The following is a 20,076-nucleotide window of genomic DNA, read 5'->3' as shown; positions in this document are numbered from 1 at the left end:
TTACTCATTTACTATTTGCACATATGATGGTGCAAGTTTTTTTATTCCCACGCCTGGAAAGGCAACTGATATTTGGTTCTTTTGAATATCAATAATTGTTCCAATGCCAAATTTCTTATGTTTTACGCGATCTGCCAAATGAAAATTATTTTCAGGCTTAGTTACAAATGCATCATGCTGTTTTGTTTTTGCATAATGGAGGCTTTTATTAAATGCGCGGTGTTTATATCTTGAAGATGCACCGCTATCTCGTATAAGCTTATTTCGACTCGCATAACCTGTTTCTTGAAAATCAATATTTTCTTTTGGTAGTTCTTCAAGAAAACGGGATGGTAATTCCGGCTGCGTTCTTCCGTAAATTGTCCTAGAATTTGCATAAGTCAAAAATAACCTTTTTTGTGCCCGAGTTACACCAACATAACAAATTCTTCTTTCTTCCTCCATTTGTGTTTCATCGTCAAAGGAACGAATATGTGGGAAGATGCCGTCTTCCATTCCAGGCATAAAAACGACTGGAAATTCGAGGCCTTTTGCATTATGCAGCGTCATAAGAAGTATCTTTCCGTCTTGATCGTCATATTTATCTGTTTCATTCGTCAACGAAATGGTTTCGAGGTAAGCTTGCAGAGATTGATCGTCAGAATTCTTTTCAAATTCCACTGCACTAGAAATTAATTCCTGCAGATTTTCAATTCGAGATTCTGCATTTTGAACATTTCCTGTTTTTAGCATCTCTAAATAGCCCGTTTGATTAACCGTTTCTTCTAATAAGTCTGCCACGCCAACAGTATTTGATAATTCAAGTAAGTTAGAAATAATATCTGTAAATTGCTTAATTTTTGTTCTTGCTGACATCGATAACTCAGGATTTTCATCACAATGAAAAGCTGATTCTAAAATACTATAACCTTTAAAATCAGCATAATCTCTTATTTTTTGAACCGTCGTATTGCCAATTCCTCGTTTTGGCTCATTAATTATTCTAAGCGTATCTAAATCGTCTTGTGGATTGTACAACACATGTAGATATGAAATAATGTCTTTAATTTCTTTTCTCGCGTAGAAATTTGTTCCGCCTATTAGCTGGTATGGAATATTTCGCCGCATAAAAGTTTCTTCGAATAAACGCGACTGTGCATTCGTTCGATATAAAATCGCAATATCGTTAAATTTATAATGGTCTTCTTTTCTTAAATTATAAATTTCATTTGCAATGTATTCCGCTTCTTCATTTCCCGAATCGAAAGAACGTAACACTATTTTATGTGGATCGTCGGGATTATTTGTCCACAACTTCTTTTCTTTTCTCTCTTTATTGTTCGAAATAATATGATTGGCTATATTTAATATAGAAGGTGTTGAACGATAATTTTCTTCTAATTTAATAACTTTTGCGTTTGGATAATCCTTTTCAAAATCTAGAATATTATGAATATCTGCCCCTCTCCATCCATAAATACTCTGGTCGTCATCACCACACACACAAATATTTTTACTTTCCGCTGATAGTAAATTGACTAATTCATACTGATTGTGATTGGTATCCTGATACTCGTCAACCAAAATATATTTAAACTTGTGCTGGTAATTTTTTAAAACCTGGGGATTGGTTTTAAATAAAATAATCGTATTGAGAATTAAATCGTCAAAGTCCATCGCATTATTTTTTTTGAGTTCTTCTTGATAAACCTTGTAGAATTGAGCGATTTTTTCTCTTCGGAAATCACCTGCAGCTTCCTTTTCATATTGCTTAGGTAAGATCGTTTTTTCTTTAGCTAATGAAATTTCGTTAATCACACTGCCAAAAGAAAACAATTTATCAGAAAAATTTAATGTTTTAATGATTTGTTTGTATAATCGTTTTTGATCGTCTGTATCATAAATAACAAAATTTTTCTGATATCCAAGTAATTCTGCGTATGTTCGGAGTATCCTTGAACACATGGCATGAAAAGTATACATCCATATATACCGAGAACCTTCAATGTCCATCGCCGCAATTCTGTTTCTCATTTCCTCTGCAGCTTTATTGGTAAAAGTAATCGCTAAAATCTGTGAAGGATATGCTAAATTATTTTGGATTATGTAAGCAATTCTATGAATGATTGTTCGCGTCTTTCCAGATCCAGCTCCAGCCAAAATAAGTAGTGGTCCTTCTGTTGACAGAACCGCTTCCTTTTGTTGTGCGTTTAATCCTTTGGTGATATCTTGATTCATTTTTTATAATTTATTCCTTTGTCGTCTCATTCACTTCAGTTTCAGAATCACTTTCCAGCATTTCTGATGGAATTTCAATGCCGGTATCATACTCTAAATTTTGCTGGCAGCGTAAAAACACAGCCATAGAACGTTGATAATTTTCAAAAAAATTGTATTTTTTAGATAAAACACCTTTGTTCATTAAATAATAAACAAATAATCCGAAATAATATGCTTTTTGAGGTTCAATTTTTTTCAGATTAAGATAATAATCAAAAGCTTGTTCTAACGATGTGTTGGCATTAATTTCATCGCCATTAATTCGAACCCACTCTTGTGATAAAAGATCAATTAATGACTGATTCAAATATTCCAACATTAATCCTTTCGCAATATCAATATCATCAATCTTTAAAGTCTTCATCAGATCGGTTGCACCTTTATCAAAAGCATGTGTAATTCGCTTTGTATAAATTGTATGATGATTATATTGATTGACCGTCGAGGATTGATCAGAAAATAATCTTTCGAGGAATGGACTATCTTTTATTATTTCTTGATAAATTGTGAACCATTCATCGTACATGCAAAACGGAATGTATCCGAAAACAGCAAACAACTTATCACACGCACGTTTTAATTCTAATATTTGATCGCGGTCTGTAAAAATTTCGTTTCTTTTTTCCATGTAAAAGTCCATTTGAAAATCACAATTATTTTTTGTAAAGAAACGATTCATTTCATCTACGATTTCAATTTTTTTGCTATACAAAATTACGCCATTTTGTTCGTTTTTGTTAGATAAATAGTGATACTTATCCGGAATTTGAATATATCTAATTCCCTGGTAAAGCAAATTGTTTAAAGGGTAATAAATATCATTGGGATAATTTTTCTCAAAAACAAACAAATATTTTTTTGCCTTTTTAAGAAAGAGAATATATCCCCTAGAGGTAAAGAATCCCCACATATGATCAGATTTTAATGAAGGTAATTTTATATTACATTCTTCAGTGTACAAACAATGGTCTTGAATATATTCGACAATTTCGTCCCTAGTTCTAATCCCTAAAGTCAAAAAATTAGTTAAATAATCTCGAATCAATAAATCGACGATAACGCCGTAGGGATTATAGATATCTAGAACAGGTATTTCTTTCCTCCGTTTGATATTTTTCATTATGATCAATAAAACGCTATCCACGTGCAATGTTGAGATAGGCGTGTCTGAAAATATTTTTCTCAGATCATTTCTGACCTGTTCGCCAATCTGGTTCAAAATTAACCTACGTTTTTGATCTTCTCTTTCTTTTAATTGTTCATTAAAATAATCAACTAATTTTGTAATTTGCTGCAATTGATTATCGTCATTACTGAATAAAACTACATTTCTGTCCTTGAATGACGATTCTGGATATTTAACATTTGAAAATTGAATGGATTGTAAACCATCTTGCTTTTTTAAAGAGTATTTAATTTCTTCATTAAACGGAAAATTAACTCTGGTAATTTGTCCGCCTTCTGTTTGCCGAAGCACGACGCCTCTTTTGGTTAAAAACAGATCTATCCAGGTCTGGGGAACATTTTGACTACAATTAGCTTGTATTTGCTTAATTGACAATACGGTATTACTAAAATATTTGCTATAACTCAATAATTCGGCGTTTTCTAAATTAGCAGAAAATCCATAATCTAAAATTTTTTTAATTATTTTAGATAGCAATTCTTTTTCAGAATATATATTTTCTGAATTTTCGCCAATAAAAACTTGGTAAAGCGCATCACTAGGATCAGAGAAACTCGGGTTGATTCTTAATACGGCATCAATTGATAAAAAAATGATGGTATCCAAATCAACAGAAACGAGATTTGAAAATTTATAATCGTTAAGCAGAGCTTTACGAATGGATTGTGCCATTGCATCAATCTTTGATATCGCATTTGTTAATAAGGAATTACATTTTGAGCATAAATTACTATATTCAATATTTAGATTTACATTTTTTAATTCATGCGCTCTTGAAAAGAAACCAATTTCTCTCCCGCATCGTTCACAAGAAATTTTCATGTTATTCCTTATCCTTTCGTCTTAATACATCTATTATTTGATGATAATTTTTTATTAATTGCGCTAAATTCATTGAAGCATTTGCCGGACTAGTGGAAGGAAGATTCAAATATGAGATTTTATTAATCACTGGGTCTTTTGACCATCGTTTTCGAAAAAGAGAATCTGCTTTTTTCCCCGTCGTAACAATTAATTGAATGGGCGCTGTATCTATTATATAATGCAAATCATTATAATAAACATTTTTTATCGAAGAATCTGATGCACCATGAATTTGGCAGCTGGCTACCACATCCCATAGTGCAATTTTTCGCGTTTTCAGATATTGTTTCTTTTCAGAAATACTATTAGGTACAATTTTATCGTTAAATGCCCCGCATAAAGTTTTCCAAAATCTATTTCGTGGATGACCATAATAAAAACCAGTTTTTCTTGATTTTGGAGAGGGAAAAGAACCTAATATTAATATTTGGGAATTCAAATCAAAAAAGGGATCTATATTGTGTTCAATCTGTTCCATTATTTTTTAATATATATAATATTTAAAAATCCAAAATATGACAAATGTCATATTTTGGATTCTACACATTATTTTTCTGAATTCTTCATTTCAACATGTTGACCAACTTTGCTTTCTGTGCCCGCGATAATTCTTTTAATATTGCTGCGATGCTGAACGTCCGTAGACACAGCCATAAAAATAGTCAAAATCAATGCTGGCAGATTAGTAAGTCCCCAAAACGCCAATGTAACAAATGGTAAAATTGTCATGCCTGTAATTGAAGCTAAAGAAACCATTTTAAAAATTGCTAAAATGATTAAAGCAATGCCAATACAAATTACTGCGATTCTCCAATCATATAACAAGAATAACCCGATAGAGGTTGCTGTGCCTTTGCCTCCCCTAAATTTCAGAAGCGCTGGCCAGTTATGTCCACATAATACGGCAATTCCAGCTCCAGCAATCCACATTGGATCAAGTCCTATTTTTAGATTGAGATACTTGGCAACAGCAATACATAGAGTCCCTTTAAGTGCATCAAGTAAAAGAACCAATGCTGCGTATTTTAATCCCATCGTTCGCAGGACGTTTGTTGTCCCTGCATTTCCACTGCCGTAGTTACGTATATCATCATGTTTTACTATTTTTACAACAATGTAAGCAAAATCTAAATTTCCAATGAAATAGCATCCGATAAGTAGTAATATTCCCCACATCACATTCATAGCTTCTCTCCGATTATGATTGAATTACTTTAGATTTTTTTCACTTAGTTCCTGGATAAATATTTTTAATTTATTCATCACTTGATCATAATTTTCCCTTTTATGTGGGACTGTACAATTTGTACATACCTTAATCCCCTTTTCAGATATGTAAAAATTGCCGCCACATCTCTTTCCTAAGGCGTAAAGTGGACAATAACAAAATAAACAATTAAAATTGGAAATTTGATCATGCTCCACTTGATGACAAGGGAAAAATTCACAATCCTTATGTTGAAAAAATCGATAGTTTTGGCCGTTTTCTTTATTCACTAAACCAAATCCATTCCTTTTTTAATAGCGATTTGATTTAATTCAACAAATTTTTTCTTGACATTGTCTGCAATGATCTGATCCCAATCAATGTGATCCAATCCCATTGCTTTGACAATTGCGCCTAATAAAATGACATTCGTTACTTTTTCATTGCCAAGTTCTTCGGCCAGCTGAGAAGCATTAATTACAGTAACGTCCGCTAATTTTTTTAATTCGCCTATAATATCCGAATGATATTTTGCTTTTCCAATAATAACGGGCATTGGCCAGATTTCTTTATCGTTAACGATAACTTTTCCATTTGGTTTTAAATAATTGATATAGCGCATGGCTTCCATTTTTTCAAAAGCCACAATGATATCAGCTGTTCCAGCTTCAATAACCGGCGACTGTACTTCAGAGCCATAACGTACTTGAGAGCTAACAGAACCACCTCTTTGACTCATCCCATGTATTTCACTCATCTTGACATCATATCCCGATGCCATAAGCCCAGTTGTCAACAATTTTGCGGCTGTAATAGTGCCTTGCCCGCCTACGCCAACTAACAGTATATTTTTTGTTTCCATATTACATTATCCTTTAATAATCGCATCAACCGGGCAAACCTGACTACAAACGCCACAACCCACACAGCTTTCAGTGATGTTCATTTTTTTGTCCTGAACACGACCGAATTCTAATGAAGGGCAGCCTGTCCCGATACATTTTTTACAACCGATACATTTATCCATATCAACATGATATTTCTGAGTAAAGACCTTAGGAAATTCTTGCTTGTCTTCTTCAGAGAGTTTCTTTAATGCACAGGGCCATCTTGTAATAATGACAGCTGGTCCGTCACAATGAATTCCCCAATCTAATGCATCTTTCATTTCCTGTAAATTGTTTGGATTAACTGTCCGGATATTGGTAATGTTAATTGCACGACAGATCTTTTCAATATCAGAAATCGGTGCTTTATTTCCCTTTAAATCATAACCGCTTCCTGGGTTTTGCTGATGACCGGTCATCCCTGTAATTCTATTATCGAGAATAACTGTTAAATACGAACTTTTGTTGTAAGAAGCGTCAAGTAATGATGTGATGCCGGAATGGAAGAAAGTCGAATCGCCAATTACAGATACGACATTCATGTCTTCGTTTTTTAATTTTAAAGCCTGCGCCACACCATGTCCGCCTGAAATTGAAGCGCCCATACAAATGCAGGCATCTGTAGCGTTATATGGCGCCAATGCCCCTAAGGTATAACAGCCAATATCGCTAAAAATCATAGTGTTTTTAAGTTTACTCAACTCATAGAAGAATCCACGATGTGGACAACCCGCGCAAAGTGCTGGTGGCCGTCCAACAACTGCTTCCGGATTTGGTTTAATTGTTTCCTGAGTTTTTCCAAAGGCAGCTAGTCTAATACGTTCAGGCAATAATTCCCCTCTTTGTGGAAACATATCTTTGCCAATACACGGAATACCAGCAGCTTTTATTTCCGTTTCCATAATCGGATCATTTTCTTCTAAAACATAAATGGTTTCAACTTTGGATGCGAATTCTTTTATTAATTCCATCGGCAATGGATGTGAAAAGCCAATTTTCAAATAAGAAGCTTCGTCACCAAAAACTTCCTTTGCATAGCGGAACGCAACGCCAGATGCAATGATCCCCAATGGCTTATGGTTATCTTCAATATAGTTCCACTTGCAATGATTTGAAAAATCTTTGACTTTTTCTAAATTTGCATACAATTTTTTCTGCATATCCCCAGTAAAAGCAGGCATTGGGCAATACTTAGGGATATTTTTTTCATATGGTTTATCAGGGATATCTTTGCGATCTTCACAATTCACAATACTTTTTGAATGATCGACTCGCGTTGTCATTCTAAATAAAACTGGAACATCATATTCTTCTGAAAGATCAAAGGCATTGATCATCATGTCCTTTGTTTCTTGTGAATCTGATGGTTCAAACATCGGCATTTTAGCAGCTCTTGCGTAATGACGATTATCTTGTTCGTTTTGGGAAGAAAACATTCCTGGTTCATCGGCCGTCAGTATAACGGAACCGCCGTTAACGCCCAAATAAGCAAAGGTAAACATCGGGTCTGCAGCCACATTGAGACCAACGTGCTTCATACACGCTAAACTCCGAACACCTGCGATCGAAGCACCAGCCACTGATTCAACTGCAACCTTTTCATTTGGTGCCCATTCCGTTTGAACTTCATCGTACAATGCTAAATTTTCCAGAATCTCCGTACTTGGAGTCCCCGGATAAGCTGCTGCAAATTTTACGCCTGCTTCCCAAGCGCCTCGCGCAGCTGCTTCATTTCCTGTAAACAATTTTTTCATAAAGTCCTCCTTGCTTTTATGAAATGAATCCATCTATATATTAGCTTAGTAAATTTCAAAATAACTTTTAATATTTTCTGATATGATGGTTTCAATTGATGGACAATTCGATTTTAAGTGATCTTTCAACAGATACACAACATTTTTTTCTGTTCCAAAATGTCCGGCATCAATGACCCATAAACTATTTTCTTTGGCATTTTGCGCTTCGTGATATTTTAAATCACCTGTGATATAAGCATCTGCTGCTTTGAATTTAGCAATACTTAGAAATTCAGCGCCTGCCCCTGTACATAAGGCAACTTTCTTTATTTTTTCAGGGATTGGTCCAGCCGTACGAATAAAATTTACGCCTAAGCTCTTTTTTATTAAATCAATAAATTCATGAGAAGACATCGACTTATTCAAAAAACCAATTCTCCCTAAGCCATTTTCATTTTTTGAAATGGAAGAATCTAAAGGATACAAATCATAAGCCATTTCTTCGTAAGGATGGATCTCTTTTAAAATAGGTAAAATCTTTTTGGCTAAGTGTCGATCAATAATGGTTTCTATACGATCTTCAATAACAGTCTCAACTTTATTTGTTTTTCCAATATATGGTTTTGAACCTTCAAGTGGTTTAAACGTCGATTTACCCGCGGCTCTAAAAGATGAATGACTGTATTTTCCCAATAAACCTGCGCCATTTTCTCCAAGTACGTCTAAAATTTTTTGAGAAAAATTTTGAGGTGTGAAGATAACAAGTTTAAATAACTGATCTTGATCAGATTGTACAAGTGGCTCAGTCTCTTTAATCCCTAATTGATTGGCAATATAATGATTTAATCCTAGTTTTGCAGAATCAAGATTAGTATGTGCTGAATATACAGAGATATTATTTTTAATTAATTGTGCGACAAGCTCTCCCTTGCCATTATCTATACATAGCGATTTAATGCCGTTAAAGATAAATGGATGGTGCGATACAATTAACTGCACATCTTTTTCTACTGCTTCCTGAATCACTTCTTTTGTGACATCCAAAGTCAAAAGAACTTTATTGATATCTCGATTATAAGAGCCAATTTGAAGTCCGGAATTATCCCAATCTTCAGCCAAATATAATGGAGCAATCTGTTCAATAACCTTATATATTTCTTGTGCCTTCATAATTTTAGCCCCCAATTTGAAAATATTCAAATTATTTAAGTGTCTCCTCTAACATACAGATTATATTCTTTGTCTGAATGATTTTACGACGTGCATTAGCTGTAGGCTGATTTTTTGTATAATGGATGATCTCTTTCTGTTTTGATATTAAAGATTTTATAAAATTTTCAAATACAGCATCAGATTTTCTTGCACTTTTGCAGCCTACCCAATAATCAATTGGGTCATCAATTTTCATGTTCCCTGGTTCAGCAACGATGATCTGATAATAATGATTGTTTTCAAATACAATCATTTCTTTTGTAATCTTGTAATCGCTGAATTCGAGAAACATTCGAACAAAATGTGCATTATTCATTGGTTGCAAAATTAATGTTGCATTTTCTATTTTATTCACACCGCGGTTGAGGATATCCTCGATTAATAGCCCACCCATTCCAGCAATAATAATTGTATCACATTCATCTTTGTTTATTGGATCCAAACCATTACCTAACCGAGTTATTATTTTGGAACCCAAGTGATTGATTGCTACCTTTTTTTGGGTTTTATTTAAAGATGGGGCGGAGACATCAGTGGCAATCACCATGTCCGCCCGATGAGAATCAATTAATTTCAAAGGAACAATGCCATGATCTGTTCCAATATCCGCAGTGCACCGGCTATGCGCAACTAATTCAGAAATAACTTCTAGCCTTTTTGCAATCATCAGGTTAAATAATCTTTTAATTTTTTACTGCGGCTGGGATGACGAAGTTTACGCAATGCTTTAGCTTCTATTTGACGGATTCGTTCACGGGTCACGTCAAATTCTTTTCCAACTTCTTCCAAAGTTCTCGCTCTGCCATCATCTAGACCAAAACGGAGACGCAGCACTTTTTCTTCTCGGTCCGTCAATGTGCTAAGCACGTCCATCAGCTGCTCTTTCAACAATGCATAAGAAGCCGCCTCTGAAGGAGCCGGTGCTTCATCATCCGGAATGAAATCACCAAGATGGCTGTCTTCTTCCTCACCAATTGGTGTTTCTAACGAAACAGGATCTTGTGCGATTTTTTGAATTTCACGCACTTTTTCTTCAGAAAAGCCCATTTCTTTGCCGATTTCTGCAGGCGTAGGTTCTCTGCCATATTCTTGCAATAATTGTCTTGAAACGCGAATGAGTTTATTGATTGTTTCGACCATATGAACTGGAATTCTAATGGTTCGAGCTTGATCTGCTATGGCACGAGTAATGGCTTGGCGAATCCACCATGTCGCATAGGTAGAAAATTTGAATCCTTTTTTATAATCAAATTTTTCAACAGCTTTAATTAAGCCAAGATTTCCTTCTTGAATCAAATCAAGGAAAGACATCCCTCTACCCACATAGCGTTTGGCAATGCTGACAACCAGTCGTAAATTGGCTTCTGCCAATTCTTTTTTCGCTTCTTCGTCGCCCTCATCCATACGTTTTGCAATTGCCATTTCTTGTTCTGGTGTCAACAATGGAACACGGCCAATTTCTTTTAAGTAAAGTCTGACTGGATCATTTACATTAATACTATCCGATAGCTCGGCGTCCTTTTTTTTCTCGTTTTTCTCAATCTCATTTAGTTCAGCGATGCTCGTATCATCCATTTCAGATAAATCATCGACATCATCTCCGAAAATCAAATTGATTCCTTCTTTTTGAAGATATAAATAAATAGAATCTATTTCTTCTGGATCTAGATCTTTTTTATCTAAGGCATTATCAATGTCTTCATTATCTAGATATCCCTTCTTTTTCCCCTTTTTGACAAGTTCTTTAACTTCCGGCAATTTCTTAAGTTCAGGAGTAATATCTTCAATTTCCTTTTCATTTTGACTCAATTGACTTAAAACACTGTTTTTCGTCAATTCGTCAGATTTAGTTTTCGCCATTTTGTCCTCCTATATTTGATTCTGCCTTTAACGTTTTTATTTGCTCCATAATATTTACGACATCAGAATTGAAAGGATCGTCTTTTAATTTTTTCTCCAGTTGAGCAATTTTTTTATTTTGTCCTTCTCTTTGCAGTATTTTTATGCTCTCTTCGTACATATTCAATAAATCACTATTTCCCTGCTCGTTTTTTATAAGCATTTCCGAAAGCTGTTGTTTTTCATCTGTCTCGAGAAAAGATATGATTGTTGATGCGGTCATGTCGCGATTATTTTCAATAAGATTGTAGATTTTTTTATTGAATGGATCTGTAAAGCACAATGTATCGAGTTTGCAATTCTCAATATTAATCTCTTTATTCAACAGTCCGAGGATGACATTTTTCTCCGCTTGCTGAAGCACCTTAGGCACTTTATCAGAAGAGGATTGTTTTTGAGACAAGGCAGTTAAATTAATCTTATTATTTTCACTTTTACTTTTTTTTGCCTCGTTAAATATCATTTTAGCAGAGATTCCAGTTCTTTTTGAAACAACTTTTGCATAAACCTCTTTTTCTACGTCACTTTTTGTATCCTGGAGAATAGGAATCGCTCCGTTAACATAATTAATTCTTTCTTCGTTTGTATTTAGAGGGTTATTTATTTTTAAATTATCTAATAAATAATCTGTAGCTGTTTTTGCATGATTGACTTTATCTAAAAAAGCATCGGTCCCATTTTTCCGGATAAATGAATCTGGATCGTCTTCGATATTTAATCGCAAAACTTTAATTGTCAAATCTGATTTTTTCAATATATCAATGGCGCGTTTCGTCGCCTTTTCTCCAGCTTGGTCACCATCAAAGCATAAAACAACAGATGACACGTATCGGTCTAATATTTTCGCATGGTTTGGTGTAAAGGCTGTGCCTAACGCAGCCACGACATTTTTTATTCCATATTGATATAATGCGATCACATCCATATACCCTTCGACAACAATAAACTGATTATTTTGAATATTTTTTTTAGCTCGGTTCAAGTTAAAAAGTTCAGTTCCCTTTGAAAAAATTGTCGATTCTGGAGAATTTAAATACTTTGGTGTATTTTCTTTTTTATCGATGACACGTCCGCCGAAGCCAATGATTTTATCCCGACTGTTTTGAATAGGAATCATCAAACGATCACGAAAACGATCATATAATTTGCCATTTTTTCCTTGAATCGCTAAACCAATTTGTAGCATTTCTTTAGAAGAAACGTGATTGCTCGATAAAAACCGAATCGCATTATCCCAGGAATCTTTTGAATAACCAATCCCGAATGTTTTAATTGTCGACTGATCTAAGCCTCTTTCCTGGATATATTTTTGTCCTTTGGAAGAGTGCTTTAATAACACGTAATAATAATTTGCAAGCTGACGGTTGATTTCGTAAAATTTTTTCTTTTGTTGATACTGATAATCCGTATATTCTGTTTTTTGAGGCAGCGTGATATTAGCCCGTTCCGCTAACCATTCCAAGGCTTCCGGAAAACTCATATTTTCAATATCCATAATAAATGAAATGACGTTTCCACCAGCGCCGCATCCAAAACAATGATATAGCTGTTTGTCTGGTGAAACAGAAAAAGAAGGTGTGCGTTCGTTGTGGAAAGGACATCTGCCCATAAACGATCGGCCCGATTTTTTCAATTGTACATACGAAGAAATAACACTAACGATATCGTTAGCTTCAATGACCTCTTGAATAATTTCTTCAGAATAACGTGGCATGACATGACCTTCTTTTATTTAGTACCTTGCAAGCTCGAGGGATGATTCCTGTATATTTTATCAATATAATCAATATCGTATTTAATACGATCCATTAATTCATCTACATTGTCAAATTTAATTTCATCTCTTATTTTCTTTACAAAAGTAAGTGACATGGTTTGATTATATATATTTTCATCGAAATCGTATATAAACGTTTCAATCGTGTAAGGATGCTGTTTAAATGTTGGGTTTGCTCCTAAATTAGTCAATCCATCGTATACATGATCATGTAAAATTACTTTTGTGTAATAAACGCCAGAACTAGGTAATATGACCTTTGATTTTAATTTTAAATTCGCAGTAGGAACGTCGAATTGGTGACCTAGTCCCTTTCCCTTTACAATTTTTCCTTTGATTTGATAAGGCCGCCCCAAAAGCGGTTCAATCTCATCAACCTTGCCAGCTTTTATTAAGCCGCGAATTCTCGTACTGCTGACTGGTTCGCCGTCAATAATACACGGTGAAACCACCGAAACACCAAAATGATATTTCTTGCCATATTTTTTTAACGTCTCGACATTACCAGCACCTTTATAGCCAAAAGTATAATTAAATCCAACCACGAGATGCTTAATATTGTATTTTACTAATAGATAATCTCTAATAAAATTTTCACTAGAGAGATTCATTAGTTTTTCATTAAAATCATCCAAATAAACATGCTGAATGCCTAAAGAATGGATAATTTTTACTTTTTCATCATTTGTTGTAATTAAATCCGGCGTATATGCTGGAAAAATCAGAGTTAGAGGATGTTTAACAAAAGTCATGACGCCTGATTCCAAATGATCATTTTCTGAAATCTCTATTACTTTTTTTAGCAACGCTTGATGCCCTTTATGAACACCATCAAAAAAACCTAAGGCCATGACCATTCCTTGATCAGACTTATTTGTTTCTCTTCTTTTTTTCATATTAATACTATTAAAACATTTTCAATGGATACACAAAATTTTCTATTTGATTGTACCTGCCCATTCCAATAAAATGGCGTTGACTGTCATAAATTTTGAGAGGCTCTCTATCTCGATAATTTTCAAAAGAATCAATTGCATTCCATTGAAAAAGCTTATTTCCGTTCTTAATAAAACGATCTCCTCGAGCATTACTCTGCACTGATCGATAGGACGGCAAGAAATCGTCAACTGACAATAACAGCTCCATTCTTTGGGGAAGACTCATTTTCACTAAATCGTTGATGTCAAGCGCTTGCTCAATATCAAACCTTCCAACCGCAGTTCGTTCCAATTTTCCCATGCACGCGTATGTGTTAAGTGACAAACCGATATCATGACATAAACTTCTGATATAGGTTCCAGAGGAACATTCGACGCGTATATCAGCTGAAAATGGCACCTCCGCATCTAAAAGCTGGACATTAAAAATTTCAACCTCCCGCCTTGGAATATCAATTTGTATCCCCTGGCGGGCGTATTCGTAATAATGTTTGCCATCCTTTTTTAATGCCGAATAAATCGGCGGCTGCTGCATAATTTTTCCGACAAAAGATACAAGACTATCTTTTAACGACGTGACAGAAAAATCTGGTTTCTTACTCGTTATGATTTTTCCGCTTATATCATAGGTATCTGTTTCGTTACCGAAAAGAACTTGTGCATGATACGTTTTATTTGTATCTGAGAAAAAACGGATAAACTTTGTGGCTCTGCCTAAAGCGACAATCATAACCCCTTGAGCATCGGGATCTAAAGTACCAGTATGTCCCACTTTTTTTATATCAAATAATTTTCGAACAATATTGACCAAATCATGAGATGTTATCCCGATGGGTTTATTTAATATTAAGACGCCATTTTTTTCCTTATTATTGATTTCTTCCATCTTTTACTTCATTAAATTTACTGGTTATTTCCTGTTTTAATGCTTCCAAGTTAGATTGGAAGGTGAAGCCTGAGGCTTTATTATGCCCACCGCCATCGTGGCATTTTGCGATGCTGGATACATCAAAATCACATTCTGAGCTTGCTCGGAGAGAAACTCTGTATATATCCTTTTCAACCTCTTTTAAAGTCACCCCAATACTGACACCTTTAATGTTAATTCCGATGTTTGCAATGTCATCGGAAATATTGATATCGCCGCCATATTGATGGATCGTCTTGTAATCCAAAACTGTCCAAGCGATTGTCGCATCGTTAATTAGAGTTGTGTTTTCAATTGCTGCGCCGTACATTTTCATTTGCATCAATGATTTTTCATGGTGAACCCGTCTAGCAATGTCAGCATATCGATAAGGATATTGATATAACTCAGCAAGAATTTGATGTGTTGCTGATGTGACATTTGAAAATTGAAACGAGCCCGTATCGGTCGATATCCCCGTGTACAAAGCGTCAGCCATTTCTTCATCGAGAGGTATATTCATTTGTTTAAGCAAACGATAAATCAGTTCTGAAGCCGCTGCCACATCCTCGACATGATTGAGATCTCCGTAGCCTTCGTTCGTAATGTGATGGTCTATATTGATGACCGCTTTGTATTCGGGAAGTTTAGCCGGTTTACAAATGTGTGTCCATGTCGAACAGTCGACCACTATCACAGCATCGTAGGATTGGTTCTCTGTTTTGTTGAAATATTTTATTTCATCAAAAAAACTTAAATTCTGTTCAATTGAATCCTGAACAAAATAATCGATTTGTTTACCGAGCTCCTTCAATCCTCTGCCAAGCGCAATAACTGATCCGATGGCGTCACCGTCTGGTTTTTGGTGTGTCATTAATAAAAAGGTTTGATTGTTTTGAATATAGTCTGTAATTTTTTCGTTAATTAATTTCATTTCTTATCATTTTCTAATTCTGATAATATTTGGTCAATATGGATACCATATTCAACAGATTCATCGATTTTAAAAATAAGTTCCGGCGTCGTATGTGTTTTCAAGACACGACCTAATGAACTGCGCAGAAAACCTTTTGCGTTATTCAGCGCATCTATGATGCCCTCTTTTTCTTCTTGAGAGCCTATGACCGAAATATAAACCTTTGCAACTTTTAAATCCTGAGTTGCTTTTACATCCGTAATACCAAAGGTTGTATTATGCAGTCTTCTGTCTTTTGCCTTTTGACTGATAATCAAACTTAATTCTCTTTGTATTTGTGCGTTGATTCTTTCTAAACGATGAGAAGCCATTAAGCCACACCTCTTTCATATGTCCACAAATTACAGTTCACGCTTTACAGCTTCATTGACAAATGTTTCGATGATGTCGCCTTCCTTGATATCGTTGTATTTTTCAATCCCGATACCGCATTCATAGCCCTGCTGAACTTCTTTGACGTCATCTTTAAATCTGCGTAAAGATCCAATTTTGCCTTCGTACACGACAATACCGTCTCTTACAACGCGTACTTCGTCTGTTCTTGAAATCTTACCATCTGTCACGTAAGCACCGGCAACAATAATACCACCAGGAATTCTAAAGGTGCTTCTGACTTCCGCTTCACCGGTTACCTTTTCAACATAATCCGGAGTCAGCATCCCTTCCATAGCCTGTTTAACATCGTCAATCGCGTCGTAAATCACACGGTACAAACGAATATCCACTTTTTCATGATCGGCTGCTTCCAATGCGTTTTTATCTGGTCGAACATTAAATCCGATAATGATTGCGTCGGATGTCGAAGCCAGCAAAACATCTGATTCGTTAACTGCACCGACAGCACCGTGAATGACATTGACGCGAACTTCGTCATTACTTAATTTGACTAAGGACTGCGATAGCGCTTCAACAGAACCTTGAACATCCGCTTTTACGATCAAATTGATGTCCTTCATTTCGCCTTCTTTGATTCTGGAGAAAAGATCTTCAAGCGACACACTGCTCTTCGCCTGCTTTTCATTCTTTTCCTGTTCTTGGCGTCTTTCAGCCAGCTGTCTTGCTTCCTTATCAGAAGGCATAACAATAAAATCGTCTCCAGCTTCCGGCGTACCTGATAAACCTGAAATCTCGACGGGCTTCGACGGGCCAGCCTTTTTAATGCGATGCCCCTTATCATCAACCATTGTTCTGACACGCCCGTAGGTTGTTCCAGAAACAATTGCATCGCCGATATGGAGCGTCCCCTGCTGGACGAGCATCGAGGCAGTTGAACCTTTCCCTTTTTTCAACTGCGCTTCAATAACGCATCCTCTTGCCGGACGATCTGGATCAGCTTTAAGCTCTTCCATTTCGGCTACAAGCAAGATATCTTCGAGCAGCTCATCGATATTTTGTCCTTTTTTTGCAGAAACAGGAACGGCTATAACATCGCCACCCCATTCTTCTACAACAACACCTTGATCGACGAGTTCTTGTTTGACTCTTTCCGGATTAGCGCCTTCTTTATCTATTTTATTAATCGCGACAATAATTGGGACGTTTGCAGCCTTTGCATGATCAATGGCTTCAATCGTTTGAGGCATAACGCCATCATCGGCCGCAACAACAAGAACAGCGATATCTGTCATCTGAGCACCGCGGGAGCGCATCGCGGTAAAAGCTGCGTGTCCCGGTGTATCAATAAAGGTGATAGATTTTCCTTTGATTTTTACGGTATAAGCCCCAATATGCTGCGTAATGCCGCCCGCTTCACTTGCAGTAACGTGGGATTTTCTAATCCGGTCCAATAAAGAAGTTTTCCCGTGGTCAACATGTCCCATTACCGTAACGACAGGTGGTCTCGAAACTTCATTTCCAGTTTCTTTTTCATCATATTCTTCGATGATTTTTTCAAAAACATCTTCATCTTTGATGACTTTCACTTCATAACCGAGTTCATCACAAACAAGTTGAGCCGTATCCGCGTCAATCGTTTGATTGATGGTTGCCATTGTCCCTGCCATCATCAATGTTTTTATGATATCTGTCGCATTAGCACCAACAATATCAGCTAATTCGCCAACAGTTAAACTTTCAGGAATTTCATAGACCTTATTCTTAGCCTGTTCGGATTTCTTTTCGTCCTTTTTCTTTTTATAGACAGAATGAGAAACTTTTCCCTTTTTGCTATGGTCTTTAACTTTTATCGTTTCCTCACGATTTGAATTTTTAGATTTTTTCTTGCGGTTCTTCTTGTTACGGTTATTCGTATTTTTATTGGATTGATCTTCAGATTTATTATCAGCATGAGGATTTGAAGCTTTTTTGTTTTTTTTCTTTTTAGGTTCGGCTTTATCCTGCGTTTTCAATTCACTTGCAGCCTGTGTTTTATTTACTTTTTCGGCTTTATCTGGCTTTTTTTCTTTCTTTTTAGAAGTCGGCTTTGATTCTTGCTGAGACTTTTGTGAAACCTTCTTAGAAGTTGACTTTGATGAATTTGACTTTTTCTTTTTAGGTACTTGTTCTTCTGCCCTGCGGTCTTTAGTTGGATCAAAGCTCGCTTTAAATTCTTCAACCTGCTGATCGGTTAAAGCACTCATGTGATTTTTAACCGGAATATTATATCTATTTAAAATTTGAACAAATTCTCTACTGGGAATTTCATATTGACTTGCTAACTGGTAGACTCGCAATTTTGCCATATAAACTCCTCCTTTTTTCTATTTTTACATGGTTTTCATTTCCTTATATAATATATTTTTCAAATCTTCTGTTTTTTCAGAAGTTATTTGCTGTTTAAATGTTCTCGATAAAATTGAGGCATTCAGTTTGGAAAGGCATTGAGAATTCATACATATGTATGCCCCCCTGCCGTTTTTTTTACCCGTACGATCATATTCTAAATTTCCGTCTGAATTGATAACGATCCGCCCCAATTGCTTTTTAGGCATTTTTTCTTTACATACTATACAAGTTCTTAATGGTATTTTTTTCATTTTTATTCGGTACGATCATCATCGCTATTTAATTCCATCGAATAATTATCATCTTCTAAGTCAAGCTGACCAGATCCGGCTGTATTATCCAACAGTGCATCCATTTCTTTTTTGATTTCATCAACAAGCTTTTCAACATGTTCGTCTTTTTTGCTAAATTCTTCTCTGAAATTAGGATTATCGGATAATATTTTTTCAAATTCAGAATCACTTTTTATATCTATTTTCCAACCGGTTAGATGAACCGCCAATCGAACGTTTTGTCCTTCTTTTCCAATGGCCAGTGAGAATTGAAAATCATCAACTATTGCGTAGGCCTGTTTCGTTTCTTGATTAATCAATACTTCCTTAACATTGGCCGGGCTCAATGCATTTGTGATATATTCATACGGATTATCACTGTATTTAATCACATCAATTTTTTCATTTCCCAGTTCATCAATGATATTTTGTATGCGGCTGCCTTTATGGCCTACGCAAGCACCTACTGGATCAATCGAAGGATCATTTGATTTTACAGCAATTTTAGATCTTGCTCCCGCCTCGCGGGCAATGCTTTCAACCTCAACAATGCCATCATAAATTTCAGGAACTTCATCTTCCAGCAATCTTTTTAATAATCCCGGATGTTTTCTCGATAAAATAATTTCCGGTCCCTTGCTTTGATTGCGCACAGACAAAATATAAACTTTAATTCTATCGCCTGCATGATAATTTTCTCCAGGGATCTGTTCATTTTGAGGTAAAAAACCAATCGTATCACCAAGATTCACAAAAATCATTTTTCGTTCAACATGATCGACGGTGCCTACAACCACTTCATCCTCATGTTCGATGAATTCATTATAGATTTTTTTACGTTCCTGTTCCTTTATTTTTTGATAAATCATCTGCTTGGCATTTTGAGCAGCAATTCGTCCAAAATCTTTTGGTTCGATTTCTTGCTCGATCACATCTCCAATTTGACAGGAATCGTCAATTTTCAATGCATCGTGAAATCTTTTTTCAGAATGAGATTGTCCGATTGGTGCATCATCGTCCACAACAAGCCATCGCGCAAAAATTTTGATTTCGCCCGTATCGCGGTCAAAATTCACTTCAAAGTCCTGGTCATTTCCATAATTCTTCTTATAGGCTTGCTCAATTGAACTTTCAATATCCTGTATCAGTTCCTCTTTATTAATACCCTTTTCTTTTTCAATAATATCTAATGCAGCCATAAATTCTGCGTTCATTTTCCACTCCTACAATAT

The 20,076-nt window shown here is 35.6% G+C and carries 18 protein-coding genes; all 18 read right to left on the bottom strand.

Going from position 1 to position 20,076, the window contains the following annotated elements; all coding sequences use genetic code 11:
• The 18 genes from QZX60_RS03225 to nusA all read right to left on the bottom strand — a co-directional run bounded on the left by QZX60_RS03225 (window position 1) and on the right by nusA (window position 20,058).
• Window positions 1-2,217: an ATP-dependent helicase gene (locus QZX60_RS03225; RefSeq protein WP_295361334.1), complete on the bottom strand. Its 2,217-nt coding sequence runs from the start codon at window positions 2,215-2,217 to the stop codon at window positions 1-3.
• A gap of 10 nt (window positions 2,218-2,227) precedes the next feature.
• Complete coding sequence (locus QZX60_RS03220) at window positions 2,228-4,267, bottom strand: hypothetical protein (protein ID WP_295361332.1); 2,040 nt, start codon at window positions 4,265-4,267, stop codon at window positions 2,228-2,230.
• Window position 4,268: 1 nt separating this feature from the next.
• The gene (locus QZX60_RS03215) at window positions 4,269-4,787 is read right to left on the bottom strand and encodes a DNA-deoxyinosine glycosylase (protein WP_295361329.1); all 519 of its coding nucleotides are present in this window, start codon (window positions 4,785-4,787) and stop codon (window positions 4,269-4,271) included.
• A 68-nt stretch (window positions 4,788-4,855) separates the two neighbouring features.
• Window positions 4,856-5,494 carry a glycerol-3-phosphate 1-O-acyltransferase PlsY gene (plsY, locus tag QZX60_RS03210; RefSeq protein ID WP_295361326.1) on the bottom strand — a complete coding sequence of 213 codons (639 nt, stop codon included), beginning with the start codon at window positions 5,492-5,494 and terminating at the stop codon, window positions 4,856-4,858.
• A 24-nt stretch (window positions 5,495-5,518) separates the two neighbouring features.
• A complete protein-coding gene (locus QZX60_RS03205; protein ID WP_295361325.1) occupies window positions 5,519-5,806 on the bottom strand; it encodes a cysteine-rich small domain-containing protein in 288 nt (95 codons plus the stop codon).
• Entirely contained in the window at window positions 5,806-6,378 is a 573-nt protein-coding gene (locus tag QZX60_RS03200) for an indolepyruvate oxidoreductase subunit beta (RefSeq protein ID WP_295361323.1), read from the bottom strand. Before QZX60_RS03200 ends, QZX60_RS03205 begins: the two co-directional genes overlap by 1 nt.
• A 6-nt stretch (window positions 6,379-6,384) precedes the next feature.
• Entirely contained in the window at window positions 6,385-8,157 is a 1,773-nt protein-coding gene (gene iorA / locus QZX60_RS03195; RefSeq protein WP_295361320.1) for an indolepyruvate ferredoxin oxidoreductase subunit alpha, read from the bottom strand.
• A gap of 45 nt (window positions 8,158-8,202) precedes the next feature.
• The gene (locus QZX60_RS03190; protein ID WP_295361318.1) at window positions 8,203-9,309 is read right to left on the bottom strand and encodes a Nif3-like dinuclear metal center hexameric protein; all 1,107 of its coding nucleotides are present in this window, start codon (window positions 9,307-9,309) and stop codon (window positions 8,203-8,205) included.
• 31 nt (window positions 9,310-9,340) lie between these two features.
• The gene (locus tag QZX60_RS03185) at window positions 9,341-10,018 is read right to left on the bottom strand and encodes a class I SAM-dependent methyltransferase (protein WP_295361315.1); all 678 of its coding nucleotides are present in this window, start codon (window positions 10,016-10,018) and stop codon (window positions 9,341-9,343) included.
• Window positions 10,018-11,211, bottom strand: coding sequence for an RNA polymerase sigma factor RpoD (gene rpoD, locus QZX60_RS03180; protein WP_295361312.1), 1,194 nt, complete (start codon window positions 11,209-11,211; stop codon window positions 10,018-10,020). The genes QZX60_RS03185 and rpoD overlap by 1 nt, the downstream gene beginning before the upstream one ends.
• Window positions 11,198-12,964: a DNA primase gene (dnaG, locus tag QZX60_RS03175; protein WP_295361309.1), complete on the bottom strand. Its 1,767-nt coding sequence runs from the start codon at window positions 12,962-12,964 to the stop codon at window positions 11,198-11,200. The genes rpoD and dnaG overlap by 14 nt, the downstream gene beginning before the upstream one ends.
• Before the next feature lie 14 nt (window positions 12,965-12,978).
• On the bottom strand, window positions 12,979-13,923 hold the full coding sequence (locus tag QZX60_RS03170) for a bifunctional riboflavin kinase/FAD synthetase (RefSeq protein ID WP_295361307.1): 945 nt from the start codon (window positions 13,921-13,923) through the stop codon (window positions 12,979-12,981).
• 10 nt (window positions 13,924-13,933) lie between these two features.
• The gene (gene truB / locus QZX60_RS03165; protein ID WP_295361304.1) at window positions 13,934-14,851 is read right to left on the bottom strand and encodes a tRNA pseudouridine(55) synthase TruB; all 918 of its coding nucleotides are present in this window, start codon (window positions 14,849-14,851) and stop codon (window positions 13,934-13,936) included.
• A complete protein-coding gene (locus tag QZX60_RS03160) occupies window positions 14,835-15,806 on the bottom strand; it encodes a bifunctional oligoribonuclease/PAP phosphatase NrnA (RefSeq protein ID WP_295361302.1) in 972 nt (323 codons plus the stop codon). The genes truB and QZX60_RS03160 overlap by 17 nt, the downstream gene beginning before the upstream one ends.
• Complete coding sequence (gene rbfA, locus QZX60_RS03155) at window positions 15,803-16,159, bottom strand: 30S ribosome-binding factor RbfA (RefSeq protein ID WP_295361300.1); 357 nt, start codon at window positions 16,157-16,159, stop codon at window positions 15,803-15,805. Before rbfA ends, QZX60_RS03160 begins: the two co-directional genes overlap by 4 nt.
• Before the next feature lie 30 nt (window positions 16,160-16,189).
• Window positions 16,190-18,529, bottom strand: coding sequence for a translation initiation factor IF-2 (infB, locus tag QZX60_RS03150; RefSeq protein ID WP_295361297.1), 2,340 nt, complete (start codon window positions 18,527-18,529; stop codon window positions 16,190-16,192).
• 24 nt (window positions 18,530-18,553) lie between these two features.
• Window positions 18,554-18,823: an RNase P modulator RnpM gene (locus QZX60_RS03145; RefSeq protein WP_295361294.1), complete on the bottom strand. Its 270-nt coding sequence runs from the start codon at window positions 18,821-18,823 to the stop codon at window positions 18,554-18,556.
• 2 nt (window positions 18,824-18,825) lie between these two features.
• On the bottom strand, window positions 18,826-20,058 hold the full coding sequence (gene nusA / locus QZX60_RS03140) for a transcription termination factor NusA (RefSeq protein WP_295361291.1): 1,233 nt from the start codon (window positions 20,056-20,058) through the stop codon (window positions 18,826-18,828).
• Between the last annotated feature and the right edge of the window lie 18 nt (window positions 20,059-20,076).

Origin of the sequence: uncultured Pseudoramibacter sp. (assembly GCF_903789625.1) — a bacterium.
Taxonomy (GTDB): domain Bacteria; phylum Bacillota; class Clostridia; order Eubacteriales; family Eubacteriaceae; genus Pseudoramibacter; species Pseudoramibacter fermentans.
The sequence above is the reverse complement of the archived record's forward strand: the minus strand, read 5'-3'. Positions and strand labels throughout refer to the sequence as shown.

Excerpts from the sequence above, each read along its gene's own strand:
- plsY (WP_295361326.1), bottom strand. The coding sequence starts at position 5,494 with ATGAATGTGATGTGGGGAATATTACTACTTATCGGATGCTATTTCATT.
- QZX60_RS03145 (WP_295361294.1), bottom strand. The coding sequence starts at position 18,823 with ATGAAAAAAATACCATTAAGAACTTGTATAGTATGTAAAGAAAAAATG.
- iorA (WP_295361320.1), bottom strand. The coding sequence starts at position 8,157 with ATGAAAAAATTGTTTACAGGAAATGAAGCAGCTGCGCGAGGCGCTTGG.
- truB (WP_295361304.1), bottom strand. The coding sequence starts at position 14,851 with ATGGAAGAAATCAATAATAAGGAAAAAAATGGCGTCTTAATATTAAAT.
- dnaG (WP_295361309.1), bottom strand. The coding sequence starts at position 12,964 with ATGCCACGTTATTCTGAAGAAATTATTCAAGAGGTCATTGAAGCTAAC.
- QZX60_RS03185 (WP_295361315.1), bottom strand. The coding sequence starts at position 10,018 with ATGATTGCAAAAAGGCTAGAAGTTATTTCTGAATTAGTTGCGCATAGC.
- rbfA (WP_295361300.1), bottom strand. The coding sequence starts at position 16,159 with ATGGCTTCTCATCGTTTAGAAAGAATCAACGCACAAATACAAAGAGAA.
- QZX60_RS03225 (WP_295361334.1), bottom strand. The coding sequence starts at position 2,217 with ATGAATCAAGATATCACCAAAGGATTAAACGCACAACAAAAGGAAGCG.
- QZX60_RS03200 (WP_295361323.1), bottom strand. The coding sequence starts at position 6,378 with ATGGAAACAAAAAATATACTGTTAGTTGGCGTAGGCGGGCAAGGCACT.
- QZX60_RS03170 (WP_295361307.1), bottom strand. The coding sequence starts at position 13,923 with ATGAAAAAAAGAAGAGAAACAAATAAGTCTGATCAAGGAATGGTCATG.
- infB (WP_295361297.1), bottom strand. The coding sequence starts at position 18,529 with ATGGCAAAATTGCGAGTCTACCAGTTAGCAAGTCAATATGAAATTCCC.
- QZX60_RS03215 (WP_295361329.1), bottom strand. The coding sequence starts at position 4,787 with ATGGAACAGATTGAACACAATATAGATCCCTTTTTTGATTTGAATTCC.
- rpoD (WP_295361312.1), bottom strand. The coding sequence starts at position 11,211 with ATGGCGAAAACTAAATCTGACGAATTGACGAAAAACAGTGTTTTAAGT.
- QZX60_RS03220 (WP_295361332.1), bottom strand. The coding sequence starts at position 4,267 with ATGAAAATTTCTTGTGAACGATGCGGGAGAGAAATTGGTTTCTTTTCA.
- QZX60_RS03190 (WP_295361318.1), bottom strand. The coding sequence starts at position 9,309 with ATGAAGGCACAAGAAATATATAAGGTTATTGAACAGATTGCTCCATTA.
- nusA (WP_295361291.1), bottom strand. The coding sequence starts at position 20,058 with ATGAACGCAGAATTTATGGCTGCATTAGATATTATTGAAAAAGAAAAG.
- QZX60_RS03160 (WP_295361302.1), bottom strand. The coding sequence starts at position 15,806 with ATGAAATTAATTAACGAAAAAATTACAGACTATATTCAAAACAATCAA.